The organism is Enterococcus sp. GPZ-007 (assembly GCF_059374735.1).
Map to the genome: position 1 here is coordinate 18,099 of NZ_JCAFYN010000017.1, position 25,723 is coordinate 43,821.

Here is a 25,723-nt window from a genome sequence, read left to right on the forward strand (position 1 = left end):
GGTTCTCATGAAAAATAATAAACAAGATGAAATGAAGTTATTGGAAGATGCTAAGAGAACATTTTTGTCTGGAGAAAATTTTTATGCACAACACTTATTGGGCGCTCACCGAGAGAAAGACGGATACTTTTTTCGTGTATGGGCCCCGAACGCACTCGCCGTATTTTTAGTCGGGGATTTTAACGGCTGGCAGGAATTGGCGATGGAAAAAGATGATACAAGCGGAATTTGGCAAGTATATACAGAAGACCCTAAGGAAGGCGATCTATACAAATTTAAAGTTCGCCAAGCAAATGGCCGAGAAATATTAAAAATCGATCCTTTTGCTGTACGTTTCGAAAAAAGGCCTGGCGATGCAGCGGAATTGTACACTTTCCCTGAAAAGAAATGGAAAGATGGTTTGTGGATTGGCCGTAACAAGCGCTCGAATAGTTTTAAACGGCCATTGAACATATATGAAATGCATGCCAGTTCATGGAAGCATCACGAGGATGGAACACCATATAGTTTCGCTGATTTGAAGGAAGAATTAGTTCCTTATCTTGTTGAGATGAATTATACCCATGTGGAGTTCATGCCTTTAATGGAACACCCACTGGGACGCTCATGGGGTTACCAGTTAATTGGGTACTATGCTTTGAGTTCTTATTATGGGACACCAGAAGAATTTCAAGATTTTGTTGAAGCATGCCATATGAACAACATTGGAGTGTTCGTGGATTGGGTACCTGGTCACTATTGTATCAATGATGATACCTTGCCTTACTATGATGGCACTCCGCAATTTGAATATGAAGATCCTGATCGGGCGAAGAATAATCGCTGGGGCTCTGTTAACTTTGACTTGGGCAAGCCGCAGGTCCAAAGCTTCTTGATTTCCAGCGCGATGTTCTGGATCGAAATGTTCCATATTGATGGGATACGAGTAGATGCTGTTTCGAGTATGATTTATCGTGATTATGATGATGGTCCTTGGACACCAAACCATGAAGGCGGGAATCGTAATTTTGAAGGCTACTATTTCTTGCAAAAATTAAACGCGGTAATAAAGTTGGCGCATCCAAATGTACTGATGATCGCAGAAGAAAGCTCGTCTGAGACTCCTGTGACCGGTATGATCGAGAGTGGTTCGTTAGGTTTTGATTTTAAATGGAACATGGGTTGGATGAATGATGTCTTACGTTTTTACGAGATGGATCCGTTGTATCGGAAGGATAATTTCAATTTAATCACTTTTTCTTTCATGTATATGTTGCAGGAAAATTTCATTTTGCCATTGTCACATGATGAAGTCGTTCACGGTAAGAAGAGTTTAATGCATAAAATGTGGGGTGATCGCTACAAACAATTTTCACAACTAAGAAATTTATACACGTATTTCATGATGCATCCTGGGAAAAAATTACTGTTTATGGGTAGTGAATGGGGGCAGTTTTTAGAGTGGAAGTTTGATGAAGGGCTGGAATGGGTCGACTTGAATGATTCATTGAATCTTTCAATGCAGCATTTTACGTCTGAATTAAACGACTTCTATAAAAACCAACCTGCTTTATGGGAGTTGGAAGATTCTTACGATACGATCGAAATTATTGATGCTGATAATACAGAAGAATCGATCTTGACTTTCATGCGAAAAGGGAAGCGGAAAAAAGATTTCTTAATCGTTGTTCTAAATATGACACCGGTCGAACGCCATGATTTCCATATTGGTGTTCCGTATCCGGGATCATATAAGGAAGTTTGGAATACTGAAATGAAAGAGTTTGGCGGTACTTGGACGAAGCACAATGCTGATTGTCAAAGTGAACCAATCAAATTTAAAGAGTACGGTCAGTTGATCAAAACCACTGTCCCAGCTTTAGGTGCCATTGTAATAAAACCAGAGTCAGTCAACACACGTAAGAAATAGAGGGGAGGTCGATGAAGGAAAGTCCTTCATCAATTAAAATGAAAACAGAAATTTTAGCAATGATTTTAGCCGGCGGGAAAGGTTCTCGTCTCGGCAAACTAACACAAAAAATTGCAAAACCTGCCGTCCCTTTTGGCGGTCGCTATCGAATTATTGATTTCACACTGAGCAACTGTATCAATTCTGGAATAAACAATGTTGGAGTAGTAACGCAGTATCAACCGTTGGCATTGAATAATCATATCGGAAACGGATCGAGTTGGGGTTTCGATGGTCTTAATTCCGGTGTAACGATATTACAGCCTTATTCGAGCAATGATGGCAGCAAGTGGTTCGAAGGAACTGCTCATGCGATATATCAAAACATGGACTACATTGATCAAATGGATCCGCAATATGTTTTGGTCCTATCTGGCGATCACATCTATAAAATGGATTACGAAGCAATGTTGGAGGATCATAAAGCAAATAACGCGTCACTGACTGTCGCGGTCATCGAGGTGCCGATTGAAGAAGCTTCCCGCTTTGGGATTATGAACACAGATGAAAATGATCGCATCATTGAATTTGAAGAAAAACCTGAAGTGCCAAAGAGCAATTTAGCATCAATGGGAATCTATATTTTTAACTGGAGCCGCCTGCGCAGTGTGCTGTTGAATAGCTATAAGAAAGATGATCAAATGTTGGACTTTGGAAAACATGTTATCCCAGCTTATTTAGAGAGCGGCGAGAATGTTTTTGCTTATCGTTTTGATGGTTATTGGAAAGATGTTGGTACGATTGATTCACTCTGGGAAGCCAGCATGGAGTTCATCGATCCTGAACACAGCTTGAACATTCGCGATAAAAACTGGCGTATATTAGCGAAAAATACTATTTCACCACCACATTTCTTAACAGAGCATGCGGACGTGAAAAATTCACTGGTCGTTGATGGCTGCTATGTAGCTGGTGAAGTGGAACATAGTATTCTATCAGATGATGTTCAAGTAAAAGAGGGCGCGAAAGTCGTTGACAGCGTAATTATGCCAGGTGCAACGATTGGGAAGAATGTACAAATCACGAAGGCGATCATCGGAGAAAATGCAATTATTGGCGACGATGCTGTTGTCGATGGATCAGAAGAAATCGCAGTTGTGGGATATTCAGAAGTGATTGGAGTGTTGACAAGTGAGAGCGAATAAAATGTGTGCCATTATGGGCAATGTATATGAATGTCCAGAATTGTTACCTTTAACTGAAAAAAGACCTTTGGCAACATTGCCTTTTGATTGTAAATATCGTCTGATCGACTTCAATCTATCGAATGCAATTAATGCCAACATCAAGTCTGTTTACATGGTATTCAATCAAGGAACGACTAAATCGGTTTTTGACCATATCGGCGGAGGCCGCGAATGGCATTTGGATAGCGTAGATAGTCGCTATTTTATCCATTTTTATCAGGATTTCTTGAAAAAGAAAGCAGAAGGTCGTCCGTATTTTGAATCTGTGATCGACTACTTGAATAAATCAAAATCAGAATATACTGTTTTCATGGGAAATCGCATGCTTTGCAATATTGATCTGGAAGCAGTCTTGAAAATCCATCAACAAAGTGATAGTACAATGACTGTGGTCTATAAGAAAATGCCTAGAAATCAAATCTATCGTCAAGATGAAATCATCAAAGCTGATGATCATGGTATCGTGAAAGGTCACCATAATTTCCTTGAAGACAAAACTGATGATGAGATGTTAAATCTTGGAATGAAAATCTTTATATGTCGAACAGACTGGTTGATCAATGCTCTGCAAGAGGGACAAAATCTTGGTGGACCAGTAGCGCTAGTCGATTTCCTAACTTTGGCGATGGAACAGGTGAAGACATATGCCTATGAATATACTGGATTCTTAAGCAACATTTTTGATATTAAATCTTATTATGATGCTAACATGGCAATGTTGGATCCGAAAAAATTCACTTCTTTGCTGTATTCTAAACAAAAGATCTATACGAAATTGAAAAATGAAGTGGCAACCTATTATTCTCCATCATCAGAAGTGAAAAACAGCCAGTTTGCAACCGGCTGTCTGGTGGATGGTAAAGTCCACGGCTCACTTATCGCTCGAAGCGTCGTGATTGAGAAAGATGCGGAGATTGAAGATTCAATCATCATGGCAAGCTGTAGTATTCATGAGAAAGCATATATCAAACATGCGATCTTAGATAAGAATGTCGTAGTTGAACCAGGTATAAAGGTCATCGGCTCAGCTGAACAACCAGTGGTTATCAAGAAAAATACGCATGTATTAAGTGACGTTTACGGAGGGGAATAAACGTGAAGACATTATTTGTGGCAGCGGAATGTGCACCCTTTTTTAAAACAGGAGGATTGGGTGATGTTGCGGGTGCTTTGCCTAAAGCATTAAAGGAAAAGGGAACAGACATCAAAGTTGTACTGCCATTTTTCCCGAAAATGCCGCAGCGTTACAAAGATCAACTAGAAGATTTATTCTCATATGAAGTTTACGTTGGCTGGCGCAAGCAGTTTTGCGGTGTGAAATATCTTAAAATGAATGGGATTGACTACTATTTCCTAGATAGTCTCTATTATTTCGATCGTCCAGAATTATATGGATACTTTGATGATGGTGAACGTTTTGCTTTCTATCAGCAAGCAGTCATTGAGTTGATGGAAAAAATCGATTTTATCCCTGATGTGATGCATTTGAATGATTATCATACATCCTTCATTCCATTCCTATTGAAGGAAAAATATCGTTGGATACAAAAATTCAGTAAAATTAAGACTGTTTTGACAATCCACAATATCGAATTCCAAGGTCAATACGATCGTTCCGTTTTATATGATTTATTTGGCATGGGCTGCGAGCGGTACGATGATGGAACAATCCGTTTTAATGACTGTGTGAACTTCATGAAGGCGGGGATTCTTTATGCGGATCGTGTAACGACGGTCAGTCCTTCATATGCAGAGGAAATCAAAACACCTGCGTTTGGTTCTGGTTTAGATGTTATCTTGCGGATGGAGAGCGGCAAGCTGCGTGGGATATTGAATGGCATCGATTATGATGCTTTTGATCCAGCGAAGGATCCGGCTCTCTTTGAAAATTATGATCAAAAACATTTGGACAAAAAAATCGAGAATAAGGTTCAACTACAAAAATGTCTAGATCTGCCCGTTCGACCAGAAGTTCCGGTGATCGGGATTGTCAGCCGTTTGACGTATCAAAAAGGATTCCATCTGCTGTTGCAGGAAATGGAAAATCTGATGCAGTTTGACGTACAATTGGTACTGATCGGAACAGGCGATCCGAACTTTGAGAACCAATTCCATTACTTCGGTGGGAAATATCCGAATAAAGCAAGTATTCATATTGCTTTTGATGTGACCTTGGCGCAAAAAGTATATGCCGGAGCCGATATGTTTCTAATGCCTTCAGCTTTTGAACCATGCGGATTATCACAGATGATTTCAATGCGTTATGGTACCTTGCCGATCGTACATGAGATTGGTGGATTGAAAGATACTGTTGAACCGTATAATCCGATTACCAATGAAGGAACTGGGTTTGGTTTCAATATTTATGAATCATTCTATTTGATGAACGCTATGAAGCAAGCCATTGAGTTATATCAAGACCATCAGGATATTTGGCAGGGTATGATGCTGGAAGCAATGTCGCGTGATTTTAGCTGGAATGAGTCAAGTGAGCAATATTTAGAGCTATATAAACAACTGTAGGATTCAAAAAGCCAGAATCTATGCCTTTCGGCGATGGATTTTGGCTTTTTTTATCACTATTTTCTCAGAATAAGGTACTATATATGTATTAAGCGTTACTCATAATTTTATTAAAAAGTGCAGGTTGGAGATGAAAAAATGAATAAGACAGAATTTAAACAATCTTTCAGTCGTCGTTTGGCTGAAAAATTTGCAATGGAAGTTTCTGATGCTTCCCCGAACGAATTATATCAAACGTTGGGATCATTGATGACTTCCGCATATTCTCAAAATTGGCAGCAGACATGGAAGGATTATCGGGAAGCAGAACAAAAGCAAACCTATTATTTCTCTATCGAATTTTTACCTGGGAAATTGTTGAAGAGTAATCTTTTAAACATGGGTAGTTTAGAGATGGTCACAGAAGGATTGGCAGAATTAGGCATTAATATCGATGACTTAGCAGAAGTCGAACCAGATATGGCTCTGGGTAACGGCGGATTAGGCCGTTTGGCATCCTGCTTCATGGATTCGATCGCTTCTACTGGATTACCGGGTAACGGGAACGGGATTCGATACGAATATGGTCTTTTCAAACAACGTTTTGTTGATAATTATCAAGTAGAGCTGCCTGATGAGTGGCTACAAAAAGGAAATCTTTGGGAGGTCCGCAAGGAAAGCAAAGCCGTGGATGTTCGTATCGGCGGGGATGTCTATATGAGCCATGATGGCTTTGGTAACTTGACACCTACATATTCAGGAGGAATGATGGTCCGTGCGGTACCGTACGATACCGGAATGGTGGGTTACCAAAATGGTGTCGTGAATACAATGCGTTTATGGTCTGTAGAGATTCCGCCAGAAGAAGAGGATCGCTACCGCAGTATCAGCGATCGACGTGCCGTGGAGGATCTGACTTCCGTGCTTTATCCGGATGATTCCAGCGAAGCCGGCAGAAAGCTAAGACTTTCACAGGAATACTTCTTTGTATCAGCAGGGGTCCAAAGTATTTTACGCTATTATAAGCAATTAAAAAAACCAATGGATGTGATTAACCAATATATCGCAATCCATATCAATGATACGCATCCTGCGATGTGTGTTGCTGAGTTTATGCGTCTCTTAGTAGATGAAGAAAAAATGAGCTGGGAACGTGCGTGGAATGTCACCCAGGAGGTTATGAGTTACACGAATCATACTATCATGGCAGAGGCTCTAGAAAAATGGTCAATCAACATGATGAAAAGTGTTTGTCCAAGAATCTATCAAATTATTGAAGAAATTGACCGCCGTTTTGTTGAGGAGATGACTGGGGTTCATAATTTTGATCTGATCCAACGAACAAGAATCATTCAAGGCGATCAGGTTCATATGGCCCATTTGGCGATCATTGGTTCTCACTCAACAAATGGGGTGGCGAAACTTCATTCAGATTTACTAAAATCAGTAGTTCTTCATGATTTCTATGTGCTTTATCCTGCTCGCTTCAACAACAAAACAAATGGGATTGCGATGCGACGTTGGACCCAGTTGGCGAATCCGGCTTTGAGCACTTTACTGGATGACACGATCGGTGATTCTTGGCGCAAAAAACCTAGTGATTTACGTCTATTGTTGAATTACGAAGATGACGATACAGTCCTTAATGCCCTAGCCGAAGCGAAATTGATCAATAAAAAACGTTTAGCTGATTATATTCAAAAGCATTGTGGGATCGAAGTGAATCCTCATGCGATTTTTGATGTACAAATCAAGCGTCTGCATGCCTATAAACGTCAATTGCTGAATCTTTTGCATATTATCAAATTGTATCTAGATCTAAAAGAAAATCCGGAGCTGCCGATCGAACCGCGTGTCTTTATTTTTGGGGCAAAAGCTGCACCTAGCTATCATTATGCCAAATCGATCATCAAGGTAATCAATGAGACGGCAAGTCTAATCAATCAAGACTCATCGATCAATGACAAATTGAAGATCGTCTTCTTGGCAAACTATAATGTCAGCTTAGCTGAACGGATCATTCCCGCAGCTGATGTCAGTGAGCAAATATCATTGGCATCTAAAGAAGCTTCAGGTACCTCAAATATGAAGCTGATGTTAAACGGTGCTGTGACGATCGCGACCTTAGATGGGGCAAATGTTGAGATCCGCGATGCGGTCGGCGATGATAACATTGCGATTTTTGGATTAACTGAGTCAGAAGTTTATCAATACTATGAGAATAGAAATTACTCATCAGCGGATATCTATCGAGATGATGCTGTCATCCACAAGGTAGTAAAAACTTTGATAGACGGAACGATCCCGAACATTATTGCTGAGGGTCAGGAAATCTTTGACTCATTGATCAAATACAATGATGAGTTCTTCGTTCTGAGGGACTTTGAAGACTACTGCTTAGCTCAACAGTCGGTTGATCAGGCTTATCAAGACAAACGTCGTTGGCGTCAAATCAGTTTGCGTAATATCGCAAATGCTGGTCGTTTCTCCTCAGACAACACTGTGCAGCGTTACGCAGATGATATTTGGCAAATAGAACCTGTCTTCGCTCATGAAGACGATCGAGGTGTGACACAACATGACTCATATCTACTTTAATCCTTGGTTAGAAAGATTTAAACAACCATTTGGTGCTGTTCAAGAAGGGACGATAGTCAAAATCTGGCTATCCGTTCCTGAACAGCAGAATACAAAGGTTTATTTAATCGTGCGCAAAGAGGGGAGCTCCGTCGGGCAGAAAATATTTATGATGGAGCCTGCTTCAGAGGATCGTTTTCATTTTCAGACGATCATGGATCAGGGCTGGGGTCTCTACTTTTACTACTTTAAAATCGTCCATGAGTCGGAGGGCTATGAAACCATTCAATATTATGGCTTTAACGGTCAGGGCGGCGAAGGACGTATCTATGGGTCTGAACGAGAAGTCGTTCCTTATCAGTTGACCTGTTATCAAAAACCAGAGATCGCACCGAAATGGTACCGCGATGCTGTCTTCTATCAGATTTTTCCAGATCGTTTTGCCAATGGAAATCCTGACCGGGTCATCAATCAGCCAAAAAAGAATTCCTTCATTTATGCGACGGAAGAGGATGAACCTTTCTATATTAAGAATAAGGAAAATGAAATCGTACGCTGGGACTTTTTTGGCGGAAATTTCAAAGGGATTCAGGAAAAGATTCCTTATTTGCAAGAACTAGGCATCACTGCGTTGTACTTGAATCCGATTTTTGAAGCCAGTTCGAATCATCGCTATGATACCAATGATTATTTCAAAGTCGATGGTGTGCTCGGGACGGAAGAAGATTTTCGAAATCTGATTTCTGCTTTGCATATGGCGGGGATCGCTGTAGTATTGGACGGAGTCTTTTCTCACGTTGGTAAGGACAGCCGCTATTTCAACATCTCCGGTCTTTATGGAAATGATGTCGGAGCTGCACGCGATCCACAAAGTGAGTATCGTGAATGGTTCACCTTCAATCATTATCCCGATGACTACAAATCATGGTGGGGTGTCGCGGATCTTCCAGAAGTTAGAAAAGAGAATCCTTGTTTCCAAGAGTTCATATACGGAGATTTAGACAGTGTCTTGTCGAAATGGACGGAGATGGGTGTTGACGGTTGGCGTTTAGATGTCGCTGATGAATTAACCGATGACTTTATTGCAGGCATTCGGAAAAATCTTTTGTCTTATCAAGAAAAGATCCTGATCGGTGAAGTTTGGGAGGATGCCTCAAATAAGATCGCTTATGATACGCGTCGCAAATATGTTTTCGGGGATCATCTGCAGGGGGTAATGAATTATCCACTGCGCCAGCAGATCCTAGATTTATTGAATCATTCTCGCTCATTAAAGGAAATCTGTGAAGAGATGATTCGATATCAAGAGAATTATCCAGCAGACTTTTACTACAATCAGCTGAATAATATCGGCACTCATGACACCGAGCGTATCTTGACTATGCTGGATGGGTCTATCGAGGCATTGGATCAGGCTTGGGGCCTGATGTTTATGATGCCGGGAATCCCTTGTGTTTATTACGGGGATGAAGCCGGACTGACTGGTGGGAAAGATCCAGATAATCGAAAATTTTTTCCATGGAAGTCGATTGACCCGCGCTTGTTTGCCAACTGCCAAAAATGGGTGGACAGAAGAAAAAGATATGATGTTCTAAAAAATGGACACTTTTTCCCATTCTATTCACAAACACAGCAAATTTTCGGGATCATTCGTTATTCTGGGAATGCTTACGTGATTTATGCGATTAATTTGTCTGATCAAGAGCAAAGTCTCAACATTGGTGAGTTATCTAGTCCGCGCGCCTATCGCGGCGAATACGCAGTATTGGATCGTATTTTAGAAGGGGAAGTTATAGCTCCAAAAGGAAGCTTATTCATGCACGATTCAGAATAGGCTATAGCTTTCATCTATTTGTCTGAATCTTTGAGATTTTAAAAAGCATTTTCTAAGCATTTATGCTAAACTATGCTATATCAGAACAATAAGGATGGTTTTATGCAAACGTACAGCAGAAAGAAGTGCCGCTTTCCTGCTTTCGATGATGAAGCGGGAGTGAAAATAATACAAACAAATCAACGCGTCCTGTTTGATGGACAAGATGATTTGATTACGAGCTATCGCCTTGAGGCTAAAGATATTTTTGAACGCCAATTGCCGAAAAACAAACGTACTAGACGTGTCAATCTAGATGATGAACCACGTAGAGAATTGGATCATCATAGAGCCAATCTACCAATGTATCATGAACACAAGGAAGCAAAAAAAGTCAATCTTTTTGAAGAAAAGAAGCCGAAGGAACCTGCAAAAACAACCTTTAATACACGTAGTTCAAGAAATGGGCGCAGTGCAACGCCTTTCGCTCCTAAATATGTTCCTTCTTCATTGATTCCTGATGAGCCAGCTGATGCTGTGTCACCAAGAGAATTGATGCAGCGTATGGAAAAGTCCCGGCAGTCCTACATTCTATTTGCTCCTGAGAACGAGGAGAAGCAGCCTGTGATCGAACGTAAGAATTCACGTCAGCGTTTAGATCGTTCACTGCGAGGAATTATGCAGGAGGACAATTCGCAGATTGAAAACAGCAAATATTTTCATGATTAAGACAGAAGATGCTCTAGGGCATTCTTCTGTTGTTTTTACGATGATTGGAGAGAGAAAACACAATGAATCCCTTTGAAGAAAAGATCCGTCAATTGCGAGCAGGAGAAATCGATCAGTTTGAAGTGTCTAGAGATGATTTCTTTCTATTCCGTGAGGCTTGGGTTAAACAAGAAGATAAGAAATATTTCCGCGGTATAGCCGGTCTAAAGGGAAATGTTACCTATGTTTACGATACAACGATCGTATAAACTATTGACTTTTTCATGGTAACTCGGCTATTATGGAAAAGGATTCTGCGGCGGTGTTGGAATTGGCAGACAAGCATGACTAAGGATCATGTGGGAGCGATCCCGTGTGGGTTCAAGTCCCATTCGCCGCATCCGTAAAGAAGCAGCAAGCATTGAGAAATCAGTGTTTGCTGCTTTTTTGTTTTATCCAGAAACGAGTTTTCAAAATAAAAAAAGTATTCAAAATCCATTTCTTTCTTCTTCTAATCATTTGAATTCAATTCTTTTGCTTATTTCGAACACAGGAGTTGCTTGTCAATCGGTCATCAGATAAAATTGAACTAGTAAAATGTGAATACGCATATTTTGGAGGAATCGGTAATGGAAGCGATCGGTCAAGTCTTAAAAGAGTTCAGAAAAGAGCATGGTATGACGCAAAAAGATCTTTCTCAAGGGATCTGTTCCCAAAGTGTTCTAAGTCGGATCGAAAATAACGAAGAGATTCCCAATATTTTTGTGATTCAACAGCTGTGTCACCGATTAGGAATCACGATAGATCAGTTGATGCTCGATTTTTTGCCTGAGGAACTGTTCTTACGAAAATATTTTAATAAAATGTTTATGTATCTTCGCACTGGTAAATATTTAGAAATCCGTACAACCTTAGATTATTTAGATGAGCGGCAAATCACTCACCTAGACAAAGACCGACAACTAGCTTGTTTTTTCAAGGGCGTCTGCGCCTACTTTATTGATGAAAATCCTGAAGCAGCTTTGGAGCAAATTAGTCAGGGGCTTTCGATCTGTGTATCGAAGAAGTATGATGGCTACTTTGACAGCCGAATCTTGCTGTTAAATTTTGCGGGTAAAATGAATTCCGTCTTGGGAAAAGTCAACGAAGCTCATAGTTACTATAATCAAAGCTTTGAACTATTTAAAACAATGATGGCTGATTATTCAGAACGCAGCGAGATCAGCAATCTTTTTGTCAATTATGGCACTTTTTTAGTGAAGCAGGATCGCCTTGATTTAGCTGAGAAGGTTGTTAATATGGGATTGAAGTGGAACCGTGAGCAATGCAGCTATTACAAACTGAAGGAACTTTTGGAGTTGAAAATTTTGATGCTGGAAGCTAGGGACGAGCTTCATTCAGTGATCCATTATCGAAAAATGCTGCGCGCACTAGAAAAAATAAAAGATTTGTAAATGGTGTAGACCATTCTTGACTTATAACTGATTCAGGAGTAACTTTAAGGTACTAAGAAAAAAAGGGAGAGCTCACAATGAAAACATTTATTTATGCTGACAAATTCTTTTTAAACTCTGGTGTTAAAGGCGCAGGTTATTTAGATGTCACTGATGGCATTTTTGGCACATATACGAAGGACAAACCTGAAGGAGCGGAGATCATTGACCAAAGCGGAAAATGGATTGCTCCTGGTTTAGTTGATACACATATCCACGGCTACAAAAATCATGATGTAATGGATAATGATGCAGAGGGAATCAAGATCATGTCAGAAGCCTTGCTATCGTGTGGTGTGACTAGCTTCTTACCAACGACCTTGACTTCATCAAAAGAACGCTTGAAGGATGTTGCTGAAACGATCGGAAAGGTCTATCAGGATGTTGATGGCGCAAAAATTCAAGGGATCTATTTTGAAGGCCCGTTCTTTACAGAAGAACATAAAGGCGCACAAAATCCTAGTTACTTTGGCGATCCAGATTTGGATACGTTCCATGAATGGCAAGAAGCTTCAGGTGGTTTGATCAAAAAAATCGCTTTGGCACCTGAACGCAAGGGTGTAAAAGATTTTGTAAAAGCAGTGACCGATGAAGGTGTTGTTGTTTCATTAGGACATTCAGATGCAACAATTGAGGAAGCTCAAGTAGCAGTTGAAGCAGGAGCAAGCGTCTTCGTTCATGCTTATAACGGTATGCGGGGATTAAATCATCGCGAACCTGGGATGGTTGGAGCATTGTTGACTTTACACAATGTTTTCTCTGAATTGATCTGTGATGGACACCATGTTCATCCGCAAGCTGCGGAAGTATTGATGGAAAAAGCCGGACATGATCATGTTGCATTGATTACAGACTGTATGATGGCTGGCGGCATGCCTGATGGCAACTACAATTTGGGTGAGTTCCCAGTAGTTGTTGCGGAAGGAACTGCCCGACTTGAATCTGGTAACTTGGCTGGAAGTATTTTGAAATTAAAAGAAGCAATCAAAAATGTTGTTGACTGGGGAATTGCTACTCCAGAACAAGCAGTGATGATGGCTTCATACGTACCAGCAGTCAGCTGTAAAATCGATGACAAATGCGGTATGATCGCAGAAGGTCGCGCAGCAGACTTTATCGTTTTAGAACCTAATATGGAATTGGCAGCCACCTACCTTGATGGTGTTGAACGTTACCACGCATAATTGAATCAAGCTTTTTTACTCGGTCATATTTTGATCGAGTTTTTTTGTATTTCGATCACTTTTTATGGTAAAATTTTTGGCACAAGTTTTATGTGCGACATATGAGTTCAAAATTGACGAAGTTTATCTAGAAGGAGAGAGCTATGAAACCATTAATTGGAGTCATGCCATTATATGACGAAGAACGTGAAAGTATTTGGATGTTGCCTGGCTATTTAAAGTTGATCGAAGAAAATGGCGGGGTTCCTTTGATTTTACCGCTGACGAATAATAAAAGTACATTATTCCCGTTTCTATCTATTTGTGATGGTTTTCTCTTTACAGGTGGACAGGATATCGCACCATCGATATACAATGAGGAAAAACTGGGAGCTTGTGGTCCACAAAGTCAGATTCGGGATGAGTTGGAATTTTTTTTCATGAAGGAAGTAATCGCTAGGGATAAACCATTACTAGCTATTTGCCGAGGCGTACAATTATTAAATGTTCTATACGGCGGGACACTTTATCAGGATTTGCCAAGTGAATTTGAAACAAGCATCAATCATCAAATGAAACGGCCTTACGATCACGTTCAACATGAGGTGGAGTTAATCGATAATACCTTACTGCAGCAAATTCTGAAGCGAGATAAATTAGGAGTAAACAGCTATCATCATCAGGCAATTAAAGACTTAGGTACCGGAGTGGAAGCAACGGCTGTTTCGACAGATGGATTGGTAGAGGGGATCTTTGAGCCAAAGAAAAAATTTGTTTTAGGCGTTCAGTGGCACCCTGAATTCTTCAGCGCTTCTACTATAGAAAACCGCGCGTTAATGGACGCTTTCCTGGGTGCTTGCGAGTAATTATGAGGTAATCAGCTTAAAAAAATAACTGGAGGAACACAGTATGAGATCAGAAGGTAACGAGACTGTCCTTGCCGATAAGAATAGTCTGCGTTTGATCATTGATTTACTAGACGAATTAAATATCCGCTATTGGGTTGAAGGCGGCTGGGGAATAGATATCCTAATTGGAAAACAGACGAGAGATCATCGAGATATTGATATCGATTTTGATGCTAATGCAGAATCTGAATTACTGGAAAAACTGGCGGAGCAAGGTTATAAAATCGTGATAGATGAACGACCAACGCGTGTGGAATTGTACCATCCCCAATACGGTTACCTTGATTTGCATCCCTTTGATCTCAGCGAACCAGGAATGATGAAGCAAGCGAATCCGGCAGGGGGCTGGTTCGAACTAAGCTCTGACTGGTTTACGGAAAGCAGCTTTGATGGACGAAGGATTCCGTGTGTCAGCGTGGAAGGCCAGCGTTTGTTTCATAGCGGATACGAACAGCGAGAAATCGACCAGATCGATTTAAAAAACTTGAATGAGGTCTATCCACAAGGGAAAGAACAAGAATAAATTCAGAATGGTGAATCAAGATTTCGCTTGATCAATTATTCAGATAAATATGCTTCAATTTCCTTTGGAGTAAGCATTCGAACTTCTGTTTTTGGAAATGCTTGATGCGCTGATCGACGATACAGGGCCTGCGGTTGATCGGCGTGCTTCTTCTTATTTTTTGTCAGATAGTCAGAAAAAGCTTTGTCATCAGCAAATATTTTATAGGATTTTCGTCCGGATTCGCTGATTATTTCATAAATACCGCAGGACGCTTCTTGAAGGTAGTCCGCGACTCGTAAATAAAGCTGGGCGATCTCGACACTTTTAAAGGGAAAGTCGATGCGCCGTAATTGACGCTTGTCATCTTTTTGACAACAGATGCATCTGCCGCAAGTCCCGCAGATATACTGTTCATGCGTCTCCAGACATTCTCTTTTACCAAGTAACGGGGTTGCGCGATTATTGATTGCGTAGCATTCGATACACTCTTTCATGATTGAAGCCTCCTTTTCTCTATTATGTAATCAAAAACTGCAGTTTTCAATTAGTTTCTAAAAAGGATTTTTTTCGCTGGCGGCATCTGTCGTTGGCTTTTTTTTTTGCTATGGTAAACTAAAAAGAGAATAAAGCCATTTCATGGCGATTGTTGACAGAGGAGGATGACAATATGTCATATATTGATTTAATTGATGAAAGCAAACATTATAAGATGGGTGAAACCATCATTAAAGCAAATGAAAAAATAAATTTCTCAATCGAAAAAGGAGAGGTTGCGGTGATTCTTGGTCCCAGTGGAGCAGGGAAATCTACAGTACTCAATATTTTAGGCGGAATGGATAGTTGTGACGAAGGGAAAGTCGTTGTAGATGGGACCGATATCGCTACTTTCAGTGATAAAGAGTTAACAACCTATCGTCGTAACGATGTGGGATTTGTTTTCCAATTTTACAATCTGGTGCCTAACTTAACGGCAAAGGAAAATGTTGAGCTCGCGTCCCAAATTGTATCGGATGCGTTGGAGCCTGAAGCTGTTCTTCAGTCAGTTGGCTTAGGTGAGCGAATGGACAATTTCCCTGCACAGTTATCAGGCGGAGAGCAGCAGCGGGTGACAATCGCGCGTGCGTTGGCAAAACGACCAAAACTCTTATTGTGTGATGAGCCAACAGGTGCATTGGATTTTGAAACAGGAAAGCAGATTCTAAAAATTTTGCAGGACACTGCGCGGGAAAATGGAACAACAGTTGTGATTATCACCCATAATTCAGCGATCGCACCGATGGCTGATCGGGTCATTCGGATCAACGATGCTCGGGTTCGCAGCGAGGAATTAAATGATCACCCTCAATCAATTGAAGACATTCAATGGTAAGAGGTAAGTAAGATGAAAAAAGCGATGCGAAAGACCAATTGGCGTGAAATTCGACAATCAAAGACCCGCTTCTTTTCTATTTTAGGCATCATTTTCTTAGGTGTCGCTTTTTACGTTGGATTACTAGCGACTGGACCGGATATGCTGAAGACTGCCAGCAGCTATTATCAGAAGCAGAACTTGGCCGATATCCGATTGGTCTCATCTCTGGGTGTTAACGATAATGAGATTGAAAGAATCGAAAAAACGGAAGGTGTGAAAGCAGAGGGTCGCTATTTTCAAGACATCAACTTGAGTAAAGAGGACCAGGTTTTCCGTATTTTCAGCTATGATTCCAAACAAACGTTGAATCGAGTCGTTGTTACAGAGGGACGACTGCCAAAAAAAGATAACGAAATTGTGATTGACGATTTTGGCAGAGAAAAGGGTTATAAGCTAAACCAAGTGTTTGATTTGTCTTCTGATGAGGGAAACCGAGCGTTTAATAGAGAACGCTTTAAAATCGTAGGTTTTGTTAAAAGCCCAGAGTTTATCGAAAATATCTCACGGGGAAATACGACAGTAGGAAAGGGATCGATCGACTGTTTTGCCTTCGTATTACCTGAAAACTTTAAACAGACCACTTACTCAGAGGCATTGATTCGTTTTAAGGATTTAATGAAAAGCGATGCCTATTCAAATCAATATGAGAAACGCTTGAAGCGAGATCAAAAGGATTTGAAAAACATCTTGAAGAAAATCGCGCCGACACGTTTAGCCGATATCAAAAAGGAGCAGCAAGCCCTACTGGATCAGGAAAAGCAAAAATTCCAGCAACAAACTTCGTTGGATATTAATGATCTTTCTCCGGAGCAAGTAGCTAGCTTAACTGCATTAAATCCTGAGATTCCTAAACAAGTAGCGATTTTAGAAGAACAGCAGCAGCGGATCAATCAGTTGTCCGCCCCAGAATACCATCTATTTGCTCGTAATGAGAATCCTGGCTACAGTGAGTTTGAAGATAATGCGCAGCGAATTTCCTCACTTGCCTCGGTGTTTCCTTGGATATTTTTCTTGATTGCTGCTCTGGTTACATTGACAACGATGACTAGAATGGTAGAGGAGAAACGCAATGAATTAGGAACATTCAAAGCATTAGGATATCGAAATGGAGAAATTGCAGAGAAGTATCTGCTTTACGCTACCTTGGCAGGTGGAATTGGGACACTAATAGGTCTCGCAGTAGGTTTTTATCTGTTGCCGGTAATTATTTTTAACGCCTATGGACAGCTATATAATTTGGAAAATGTCTTAACACCGTGGTATCTGTCTTACGCTTTGATCGCATTGGCGGTAGCTTTGACATGTTCTGTCGGTTCGGCTTGGCTGGTTTTACGCTATGACCTTAGAGCAACACCGGCAATTTTGATGCAACCAAAAGCCCCCAAAAGTGGGAAACGAATCTTTTTGGAGCGTGTAACGGTTATCTGGAAACGTCTATCTTTCAGTCAAAAGGTGACTTTGCGGAATTTATTTCGGTACAAACAACGGATGCTGATGACAGTTATCGGCATTGCTGGATGTATGTCCATGATTATTACTGGATTCGGTTTGCGGGATTCGATCGGTGACATCGTTACCCTACAATTTGACAAACTGTGGCATTATCAAGGGACATCCGTTTTCACGGAACCGCCTTCTAGCGAGGAAGAGCAAAATTACGAAAAAGAGTTGGACACTTTATCAAACTTTCAAGACCATCTATTTGTTTCTATAGAAACTTACACAGCACAGACGGCCGAAGTTTCTAAACAGGAGATCAATCTCTCTGTCCCTAAACAGGTTGAAAATCTGAGTGAATTTATATCATTTAGAAATCGAAAAACAGACAAGCATTACTCCTTGATTGATGAGGGAGTTATCATCAATGAAAAGCTCGCTAAACTTTTTGAGCTAAAAGAGGGAAGTTCATTGAGCATCAAATCAATCTCTGGCAAAAGCTATAAGGTAAAAGTTGCTGGTGTCGCAGAGAATTATGTTGGTCACTTCATATACATGACTCCGAAGTATTACAAAAAAATCTTTCATGAGGAGCCGGCTTATAATACGGATCTTTTACTATTTAGCAAAGAGCCTAGTAAAAAGGCTGAAAATCAAATAGCAAGACAATTAATGAAGAAGGCTGAAATCGCCAATGTCAGTTTTATGACGAAATCACGTGATACCTTGAAGGATACAGTGAAAAGCCTAAATATCATAATTTGGGTGTTGATCGTTTCAGCAGGCCTCTTGGCTTTCATCGTATTGTATAACTTGACGAATATTAACATCTCGGAACGGATTAGAGAATTGTCTACCATTAAAGTTCTGGGCTTTTATGATGGCGAAGTCGTTCGTTATGTCTATCGAGAGAACATCCTGCTTACCTTGATGGGGATATTCTTAGGACTATTTCTCGGGAAGATTGAACATGGCTATATTTTGCAAACTGTTGAATTGGATATGACAATGTTTTCACCAGACATTCAACCACTCAGCTATTTTTATGCCAGTTTGATTACGCTATTTTTCACTCTGGTTGTCGGCGTGATTATGTACTTCCGACTGAAGAAGATTGATATGATCGAGGCTTTGAAAGCCAATGACTAGCAAACGAGAACTGTGAACAGTTGGACAGGAAAAGGATCAGACCTATTTGTTATGGGTCTGATCCTTTATTTGTTTGCGTACATCATACAGCATTTTATTCAGATCGGCTTCTTTTTTACGAAGCACGACCAAATCTTCTTTGATTTGCTTTTCCTTCTCGTCTGTCTGAGGAGTGATCGCGCCATTCAATGAAATACCGATAATCGTTCCGATAAACGTATCCAGCACGCGGTTCAACGCATAGAGAAAGGATTCTCCTTGTGGAATACTTAAAGCGATCAACAGCATGGTGGCGATTGCTGAAATGATCCCAGAGTTATTATTGAGTCCATCAGAGAGCACAATGACTAAAACAACGAACAAGGGCAAGACCAACAGTTCGATCAAAAAGTCATTCTTGAAAAAGGACTGAATGTAATAAAATATCAAGGCTAACAATCCGCCAAGAGAATTTCCCAGCACTCGTGAGCGTCCAAAAGAAATACTAGTCGTCAAATCTTGCCGTAGAGAAAAAACAGCAGCTAGTGCGGCGATCAAAGGAGAACCACGATCGGTCACATGGAATAACAGGATGCACAGCATAACAGCCAATGCAGTTTTTATCGTTCGCATACCTAAACGAAAACGACCAATTTGCAATTTTTCCTCCCTCTTTCTTTTCTTTATACTTAATAGTTTAGCGGAAGTTTGACAAAAAAACAAAAGGCATTGCTTAGACAATACCTTTTGTTAGAGATTTATTGGTTTTGCTGCCATTTTTGCTGCATTTGGTCCAAAATATCGATGACATCCTTTGTGAAGAACAGGGATTTATTCGGCAGTTCACCATGGATCATTTTTACCATGTTCTCGATTTCGTAATTCATCGCGTTGCCGGAGAATCCAGATTCGATCAGTTCGGTGGTCCCATCGTTGAAGAATAGCTCCGCCTTGTCAGCACGTGGATATTCATCGATCGTTAAGTAACCATTCTCAAAGGCGACAATGCCCTTTTTCGGCATCTTGGCTTGGAAGGTCAGGCTGACTGTCGCAAGTTCGTTCTTTTCATTTCGTAAGATTGTCACTGACTGTTCATCCACTCCAGTAGAAAATGGGACCATAGTCGAAGCAATAACTTCTGGCTGCTCGCTTAAAAACCAGCGGGCAAAGGAAACAGCATAGGTTCCGATATCGAGCAGGGCGCCGCCAGCCAGTTCGGGATTGAAGAAACGATTCGTTGGATCAGGATCTTTGTAGCTGCCGAAAGGTGCTTGGATCATTTTTAAATTACCTAAGCGGCCACTATCCATCAGTGCGTGAAGCTCATGATACAATGGCATATTGAAGATCGTCATTGCTTCAGCTAAAATCAACTGTTTTTGCTCCGCCAACTCGATCGCTGATTGCAATTCCGCCAAGGTCATCGTAATCGCTTTTTCACATAAAACATGTTTACCTGCCTCTAGAGCCTGGATAATATGCTGATGGTGCTGGCGATTTGGGACAGCTATATATATAATGGAAATATCATCATCAGCCAGTAATTCTTCGTAGCTGCCATAAGCTTTCGGCAAGTTGTATTGCCTAGCGAACTCTTCGGCTTTTTCTAACGTACGCGAGGCACAAGCGGTTAGTTTACTAGTTGTTTGATCAAAGTTTTCTGCAAAACTGTGGGCGATGCCGCCAAGTCCGACGATGCCCCATTGTAGTTCAGTCATAGTGCTCCTCCTAGAATTAAAATTAAGTTTCTTTTTTGTTCAATGTTCAAAAAAAGAGAAAAAAACGGATGCTTTTTCCAAAGTATAGCAGTAAATATTAAAATATTTCAATCCATTTGCCAAAGAGGTGTATTTTTTCTAAAAATTCAGTAGAATAGGTAAGGAGGGATTTTTCGTGAATCAAATTTATTTAGATTTAGTAATCAGTGCAATTTTTGAACAATTTCATACCGAGCAAGACTTTTATGAGGATTATTTAGGCGTTAACGAAGTGCAATGGCAGCAATGGAAAGCAGGCCAAAACAATTTATCGCCTGAAGCAAATCAAAAAATCAAAAACCTGTTCAGTGATTACGAATGGATGTTGAGTCAAAAAGTCATTCGTCAAACGTTTTTATTCCCTGAAAAACGACCAACGGCGGTGGCTGAATATCGTGAGATGAAGACGATTGTCGCGCAAAAATGGATCGCCAGCGGTTTAGCCCAAGTGGAAATGATTCCATTTAAAAATAAAAATGAAGAAGAAAACAATGATTTTATCGACCTGCGTGTAACGATTGATTATGATAATTGGGGTTACAGTGATATACTAAGCTTTCGTTTACCCGCTCATATTCAAAATCAAATCGCCAGTGCCCATAAGAAGACAGCGTTGCTTGATTGGGTGAATGAGAACCTAACGGAAACATACACATCGCTTGACGATTAACGAGAGGATTTTTTAAATTGAAAAAAACAGTAGGACTGCTTTCAGTCATTATTATGTTTGGAATGACCGCCTATTCGCTTTTTTACAGCACTCCAGCAGAATCGGATGCGAAAAAAGAAACTGCTACGACTTATTCATTTGAAAAGAAGAAGACCACTAAGAAAAAGAATGCCGTACAAAAAGCGTTGCCTGATTCTAAGGCTACCGATTGGAATCTAGTGCTGGTAGGACCGAAAAATAAGATTGAAAAAGAAGTTGCTGAAAGTCAGTTGACTACATTGTCAGATAACAGTCATCAGGTCGACAGTCGAATCGCTAAAGACTATGAAGCTTTTTCTGAAGCAGCCACAGAGGCAGGGTTTCCGCTTGTGGTTATCTCCGCTTTTCGTTCCGTAGAATCACAAGTAGAAGTCTTTAATACAAACGTCAATGGATTAATGAGCAGCAATGGAATGACTGAAGAAGAAGCGACAGCGAAAACGAAAGAAACGATTACTGAGCCTGGCTATAGTGAACATCATACTGGTCTGGCGATCGATATCGTTGATCAGGACTGGTATAATTCCTATTCAGGACAAGTTTTAGACGCTTCATATGGCGATCAGCCGGGTGCCAAATGGATCGCTGAAAATGCACCAAAATACGGCTTTATCATTCGTTACCTAAAGGATCGTCAGGATATCACGGGCATTACTTATGAACCATGGCATATTCGATATGTCGGTAAGGAAAATGCTGAGTATATCGCAAAACACGATCTGACCTTAGAAGAATTTTTGAAAGATTTGTCAGCCAAGTAAGGAGGCACTATGCCTAAAAAGACCTATAAAAAACGGAAGTCCAACACTTCGATCCCGCTTATTTTTGCGGGAATCTTAGTAATTGGTTTGGCTTTCGTTTTTTCTTTACATACATTATCTGATTCCGGCGCTGAAAACCAACAGCAAGAAGAGACGGTTTCCCGCCAAGGATTCATCGATCAATTAGTTCCCCACGCAAAGCAACTACAGCAAGGATACGGCGTGCTGCCCAGCATTATATTGGGCCAAGCTATTTTAGAATCTAATTGGGGGCAGTCACAATTGGCCAGCCAATATAAAAATCTGTTCGGTATCAAAGCATCCGGTAATCAACCGAAAGTCAGCCTGGAAACGAAGGAATTTGTCAACGAGCAGTGGATTACCATCCAGGGAGACTTTAAAGTCTATAACTCATGGGAAGAATCTTTGGATGACCACACGATGCTTTTTGTGAATGGAACGAACTGGGATCCGAAGCTTTATGAGGGAGTGCTGATTGCGACCGACTATAAACAAGCTGCCCAAGCTTTGCAAGCTGCCGGATATGCGACTGATCCTGATTATGCCAATAAAATCATCAGTGTGATTGAAACATATAACTTGGATCAGTACGATCATTCATAGTAAACTTGAGTTAGATAAATTCGTTAGGGAGATGGATGCTATGGCAGAAAACAATGTACCGGAAATTATGACTGAGTTGCGAAAAGATATCGTGCGAGTACCGAAAGTGATCGAGAAGGCTTCAGGGATTGTGATCTTTGGCAAAAAAATTCGTTCGATCATCTTTACGACTGATATCGCGATTATTCGAAATACAGATGCGGATGCAGTTATTGCTGTTTATCCGTTTACACCGCACCCTGCAATTACGAAAAGCATTATCGAGGCAGCGGACATTCCAGTTTTTTCTGGAGTAGCCGGAGGCTTGACTCATGGTTCACGTTCAGCTTATATGGGTATGTTTGCAGAATCTCAGGGTAGTTTGGGCGTTGTCGTGAATGGACCGACTCCGGTAGAAACGATCCAAGCAGTCTATGATGTCGTCGATGTCCCTGTGATCGCAACAGTCACATCGAAGTATTCGAAGATCGAAGAGAAGTTAGCTGCGGGTGTTGCCATTATTAATATTAGTGCGGGTAAAGATACAGTCGATGCAGTAAAGCATTTTCGAGAAACGTATCCAGATCTGCCTATCATTGCAACTGGCGGACCAGATGAAGAGACTATTGAAGCAACGATTGATGCTGGGGCGAATGCGATTACTTATACGCCACCATCAAATGGTGTTCTCTTCAGTAAGAAGATGGAAAAATATCGAAAAATGGAATACGATGATGATCATCAATAAAAGAGTATCGAAAACCAGTAATGGTTTTCGCTACTCTTTTTTAGTTTCATTTAAGTTTTATTTGCAATACTTACCTTAAAGATAAGGAAGGTGGGGTGAGCAAAATCAAAAAAGTAATTAACTATTTAGCTATCCTTACACTTTTTCTTTGCGGTGGAATTATTATTCTAAGTAAAACAAATAGTTCACCGGCAAGCAGTCAAACAGTTTCCACTTCAAAAGCAAAAGTAGTCCTAGCGGAGTCCGAGCTGTCGACTAACAAATTAATTGATGTACCGCTGGAAAATCAAAACACTGGTGAGACGCCATTGGAAAATGGTTGTGAGATCACAGCACTATCTATGCTATTAAATTATTATGGATACGGAACGAATAAAAATGATCTGGCCGAAAGGCTGAATTATGTCCCCCTTTATGAAGATGAAGCCGCGGATATCCATGGGAATCCCCATGATGGTTTTGTCGGAAATATTTATGAAGGGTATGAGGCAATGGGTGTAGCTGTTGAACCAATCGCTGAAGTAGCTAACGACATCGTCCAAGATAATCAGACGGTCGTTGCAAGCAGTGATACCTCATTTGAGGAGTTAACAACTATTGTGCAAGCTGGATCACCTGTTTGGGTAGTGACTACCGTTGATTTTCAAATACCAACAGCTGATGACCTCCAGATTTGGCAAACCACTAGTGGCGAAGTAGAGATATCTCCATTATGCCATGCGGTAGTTATTACTGGTGTAGATGAAAAAAATGTGTATGTCAATGATCCATATGGATATAAAAATCGAATCGTCGATCGTAATGACTTTGAGGAGATTTATCAGTTAATGGGGAGCGAATCCCTTTATTTAATCTAAATAAAGAAGGCACGAAACTTTTCCGTGCCTTTTTCTTATGCAAAAATATGTTGGAAGGTTGGTAATAATTGATCGAAAGAGGTCAGTTCGATATCCTGAATCTGCGAAGTTCCTTCTGGCAATTGGCGATTACGATGGTTTAACCAAAGAGATTGCCAGCCTGCTCGTTTCGAACCGATCACATCATTGTTGAAATTGTCGCCGACATATAACGAGTTTTCAGGATTCAAAGAAAATTGTTTCTTGCCAAGATCAAAGATTTCAACATCAGGCTTTTCATAGCCTGTCGCTTGCGAGATGATGATATTGTCTTCATCGACCCAGTTCAACAATCCTAATTGTAAAATCTTTTTGTACTGATGATCTGTTGGTCCATTAGTGATAATGCTGACAGGCACTTTTTTTGCTTTTAAAAAGTCCAAGGTTTTTTCAACTTCTTGGTGCATCGTGATGGCATCAAGTTCGTCTTCATAAACCTCTTGGAAAGTCAATGCATCTTCATCTGTAATATGAGGATAGTCTAAATCCTTCAAAGACTGGCTGATGCGATGGGAACGCATGTACTCCAATGTCCATTCCTGTGTGATGACTTTGTTAAAGTTTGCATCACTGTGGACGCGAAAACGAGTATAAAGCGGAAGCATATCTTCCTCGCTTACTAAAGGAAATAATTTTTGGACAGCCTTGCGAAATGGTTCTTGTTGATCGTAGATAGTATCATCGATATCAAATACGACAGTTTCAATCAAAATCGACACGCCTTTCATTTTCAGCAAATTTTCAAATAATTACAGTAGCTATTTTAGTACAAAAAATCACACAAAAAAAGGGTAAAATCGTTGATTAGAAAAGGTTTTTACTACTAAAAAAGACAAACCGCAGTCTATCAATTTTCAGTTTTTTTAACTAAAAAAAGATTTCTTTTTGAATTCTAATCTATTATGATTAGAATAAAGAATCTGAGAGGCGGAGAAGAGCTATGCGCAGAAAAAAAAGACAAGTTACGGATTTGGCAGCAATCAAAAATCTTGTGGAGAAATCACAGGTAGTCCGCATCGCACTAAACGGAGAAGATTACCCTTATGTAGTTCCAGTAAACTATGGGTATGAGTGGAAAGATGAACAGCTGAACTTATATGTACATGGCGCCAATGAAGGGAAAAAGGTGTCGATGATCAAAGATAATCCAAAAGTTGCGATTGAAATGGATGGAAATCACAAATTGGTTGAAGGCAACAGGAATGCGGCAACCTATTCCTATGCGTACCAAAGCTTGATCGGTTTCGGCACGGCGGATCTTTTAGAGGATCTGGAAGAGAAAAGAAAAGCTTTGATCCTCTTAATGGATCATGCCGCAAAAGGAGCCGATTACGATGAAATTCCTGAAGCTATGCTAAAGCGTACAGGGATCATCAAAATCACGTTAGATTCTTACACGATGAAGGAAAATGTTCATCCAGACGATAAATAAAAAGTTTCCCAGCCGCATGATTAAAACGGTTGGGAAA

General features: G+C 40.5%; 24 protein-coding genes and 1 tRNA gene. 21 read left to right on the forward strand and 4 right to left on the reverse strand.

What is annotated here, in order from left to right; all coding sequences use genetic code 11:
* Window positions 1-7 precede the first annotated feature (7 nt).
* From glgB to AC4J95_RS10510, 13 genes are all read left to right on the forward strand, one after another.
* Complete coding sequence (gene glgB / locus AC4J95_RS10450) at window positions 8-1,909, forward strand: 1,4-alpha-glucan branching protein GlgB (protein ID WP_494549839.1); 1,902 nt, start codon at window positions 8-10, stop codon at window positions 1,907-1,909.
* Between the two features lie 38 nt (window positions 1,910-1,947).
* Window positions 1,948-3,093: a glucose-1-phosphate adenylyltransferase gene (locus AC4J95_RS10455; RefSeq protein ID WP_410470510.1), complete on the forward strand. Its 1,146-nt coding sequence runs from the start codon at window positions 1,948-1,950 to the stop codon at window positions 3,091-3,093.
* On the forward strand, window positions 3,080-4,228 hold the full coding sequence (gene glgD, locus AC4J95_RS10460; protein WP_494549840.1) for a glucose-1-phosphate adenylyltransferase subunit GlgD: 1,149 nt from the start codon (window positions 3,080-3,082) through the stop codon (window positions 4,226-4,228). Before AC4J95_RS10455 ends, glgD begins: the two co-directional genes overlap by 14 nt.
* 2 nt (window positions 4,229-4,230) lie before the next feature.
* Window positions 4,231-5,658, forward strand: coding sequence for a glycogen synthase GlgA (glgA, locus tag AC4J95_RS10465; protein ID WP_494549841.1), 1,428 nt, complete (start codon window positions 4,231-4,233; stop codon window positions 5,656-5,658).
* Between the two features lie 138 nt (window positions 5,659-5,796).
* Window positions 5,797-8,235 carry a glycogen/starch/alpha-glucan phosphorylase gene (locus AC4J95_RS10470; RefSeq protein WP_316401652.1) on the forward strand — a complete coding sequence of 813 codons (2,439 nt, stop codon included), beginning with the start codon at window positions 5,797-5,799 and terminating at the stop codon, window positions 8,233-8,235.
* Window positions 8,216-10,048, forward strand: coding sequence for a glycoside hydrolase family 13 protein (locus tag AC4J95_RS10475; RefSeq protein WP_494549842.1), 1,833 nt, complete (start codon window positions 8,216-8,218; stop codon window positions 10,046-10,048). The genes AC4J95_RS10470 and AC4J95_RS10475 overlap by 20 nt, the downstream gene beginning before the upstream one ends.
* Before the next feature lie 102 nt (window positions 10,049-10,150).
* Window positions 10,151-10,756 (forward strand): hypothetical protein, encoded by a 606-nt coding sequence (locus AC4J95_RS10480; RefSeq protein WP_494549843.1) that lies wholly within the window; start codon window positions 10,151-10,153, stop codon window positions 10,754-10,756.
* Between the two features lie 62 nt (window positions 10,757-10,818).
* Window positions 10,819-11,004: a protein YkzS gene (gene ykzS / locus AC4J95_RS10485; RefSeq protein WP_494549844.1), complete on the forward strand. Its 186-nt coding sequence runs from the start codon at window positions 10,819-10,821 to the stop codon at window positions 11,002-11,004.
* A 47-nt stretch (window positions 11,005-11,051) separates the two neighbouring features.
* Window positions 11,052-11,135 (forward strand) — tRNA-Leu (locus AC4J95_RS10490).
* Between the two features lie 229 nt (window positions 11,136-11,364).
* Window positions 11,365-12,189, forward strand: coding sequence for a helix-turn-helix domain-containing protein (locus AC4J95_RS10495; RefSeq protein WP_316401648.1), 825 nt, complete (start codon window positions 11,365-11,367; stop codon window positions 12,187-12,189).
* Window positions 12,190-12,266: 77 nt separating this feature from the next.
* Window positions 12,267-13,412: an N-acetylglucosamine-6-phosphate deacetylase gene (gene nagA, locus AC4J95_RS10500; RefSeq protein ID WP_494549845.1), complete on the forward strand. Its 1,146-nt coding sequence runs from the start codon at window positions 12,267-12,269 to the stop codon at window positions 13,410-13,412.
* 143 nt (window positions 13,413-13,555) lie between these two features.
* A complete protein-coding gene (locus AC4J95_RS10505; RefSeq protein ID WP_316401646.1) occupies window positions 13,556-14,257 on the forward strand; it encodes a gamma-glutamyl-gamma-aminobutyrate hydrolase family protein in 702 nt (233 codons plus the stop codon).
* A gap of 43 nt (window positions 14,258-14,300) precedes the next feature.
* A complete protein-coding gene (locus AC4J95_RS10510; RefSeq protein ID WP_316401645.1) occupies window positions 14,301-14,822 on the forward strand; it encodes a nucleotidyltransferase domain-containing protein in 522 nt (173 codons plus the stop codon).
* 35 nt (window positions 14,823-14,857) lie between these two features.
* Here AC4J95_RS10510 and AC4J95_RS10515 read toward each other — a convergent pair whose 3' ends face one another.
* Window positions 14,858-15,298: a hypothetical protein gene (locus AC4J95_RS10515; protein ID WP_494549846.1), complete on the reverse strand. Its 441-nt coding sequence runs from the start codon at window positions 15,296-15,298 to the stop codon at window positions 14,858-14,860.
* A 173-nt stretch (window positions 15,299-15,471) separates the two neighbouring features.
* On the opposite strand from AC4J95_RS10515, the gene AC4J95_RS10520 reads away from it, so the two are divergent.
* A complete protein-coding gene (locus tag AC4J95_RS10520) occupies window positions 15,472-16,173 on the forward strand; it encodes an ABC transporter ATP-binding protein (RefSeq protein WP_316401643.1) in 702 nt (233 codons plus the stop codon).
* A gap of 12 nt (window positions 16,174-16,185) precedes the next feature.
* A complete protein-coding gene (locus tag AC4J95_RS10525) occupies window positions 16,186-18,801 on the forward strand; it encodes an FtsX-like permease family protein (RefSeq protein ID WP_494549847.1) in 2,616 nt (871 codons plus the stop codon).
* 42 nt (window positions 18,802-18,843) lie between these two features.
* On the opposite strand, the gene AC4J95_RS10530 is transcribed toward AC4J95_RS10525, so the two are convergent.
* Window positions 18,844-19,440, reverse strand: a complete 597-nt coding sequence (locus AC4J95_RS10530; RefSeq protein WP_494549848.1) for an FUSC family protein — start codon at window positions 19,438-19,440, stop codon at window positions 18,844-18,846.
* Between the two features lie 98 nt (window positions 19,441-19,538).
* Entirely contained in the window at window positions 19,539-20,498 is a 960-nt protein-coding gene (locus AC4J95_RS10535) for a Gfo/Idh/MocA family protein (protein ID WP_494549849.1), read from the reverse strand.
* A gap of 175 nt (window positions 20,499-20,673) precedes the next feature.
* Between AC4J95_RS10535 and AC4J95_RS10540 the strand changes: the two genes are divergently transcribed.
* From AC4J95_RS10540 to AC4J95_RS10560, 5 genes are all read left to right on the forward strand, one after another.
* On the forward strand, window positions 20,674-21,207 hold the full coding sequence (locus AC4J95_RS10540; RefSeq protein WP_494549850.1) for a hypothetical protein: 534 nt from the start codon (window positions 20,674-20,676) through the stop codon (window positions 21,205-21,207).
* A 17-nt stretch (window positions 21,208-21,224) separates the two neighbouring features.
* Window positions 21,225-22,007, forward strand: coding sequence for a M15 family metallopeptidase (locus tag AC4J95_RS10545; protein ID WP_316401638.1), 783 nt, complete (start codon window positions 21,225-21,227; stop codon window positions 22,005-22,007).
* Window positions 22,008-22,016: 9 nt separating this feature from the next.
* A complete protein-coding gene (locus AC4J95_RS10550) occupies window positions 22,017-22,631 on the forward strand; it encodes a glycoside hydrolase family 73 protein (RefSeq protein ID WP_494549851.1) in 615 nt (204 codons plus the stop codon).
* Between the two features lie 40 nt (window positions 22,632-22,671).
* Window positions 22,672-23,358: a hydrolase gene (locus tag AC4J95_RS10555; RefSeq protein ID WP_494549852.1), complete on the forward strand. Its 687-nt coding sequence runs from the start codon at window positions 22,672-22,674 to the stop codon at window positions 23,356-23,358.
* Window positions 23,359-23,453: 95 nt separating this feature from the next.
* Window positions 23,454-24,215 carry a C39 family peptidase gene (locus AC4J95_RS10560; RefSeq protein ID WP_494549853.1) on the forward strand — a complete coding sequence of 254 codons (762 nt, stop codon included), beginning with the start codon at window positions 23,454-23,456 and terminating at the stop codon, window positions 24,213-24,215.
* 35 nt (window positions 24,216-24,250) lie between these two features.
* On the opposite strand, the gene AC4J95_RS10565 is transcribed toward AC4J95_RS10560, so the two are convergent.
* Window positions 24,251-24,982, reverse strand: coding sequence for an HAD family hydrolase (locus AC4J95_RS10565; protein WP_494549854.1), 732 nt, complete (start codon window positions 24,980-24,982; stop codon window positions 24,251-24,253).
* Window positions 24,983-25,194: 212 nt separating this feature from the next.
* On the opposite strand from AC4J95_RS10565, the gene AC4J95_RS10570 reads away from it, so the two are divergent.
* Window positions 25,195-25,686, forward strand: a complete 492-nt coding sequence (locus tag AC4J95_RS10570; RefSeq protein WP_494549855.1) for a pyridoxamine 5'-phosphate oxidase family protein — start codon at window positions 25,195-25,197, stop codon at window positions 25,684-25,686.
* Window positions 25,687-25,723: the final 37 nt, after the last annotated feature.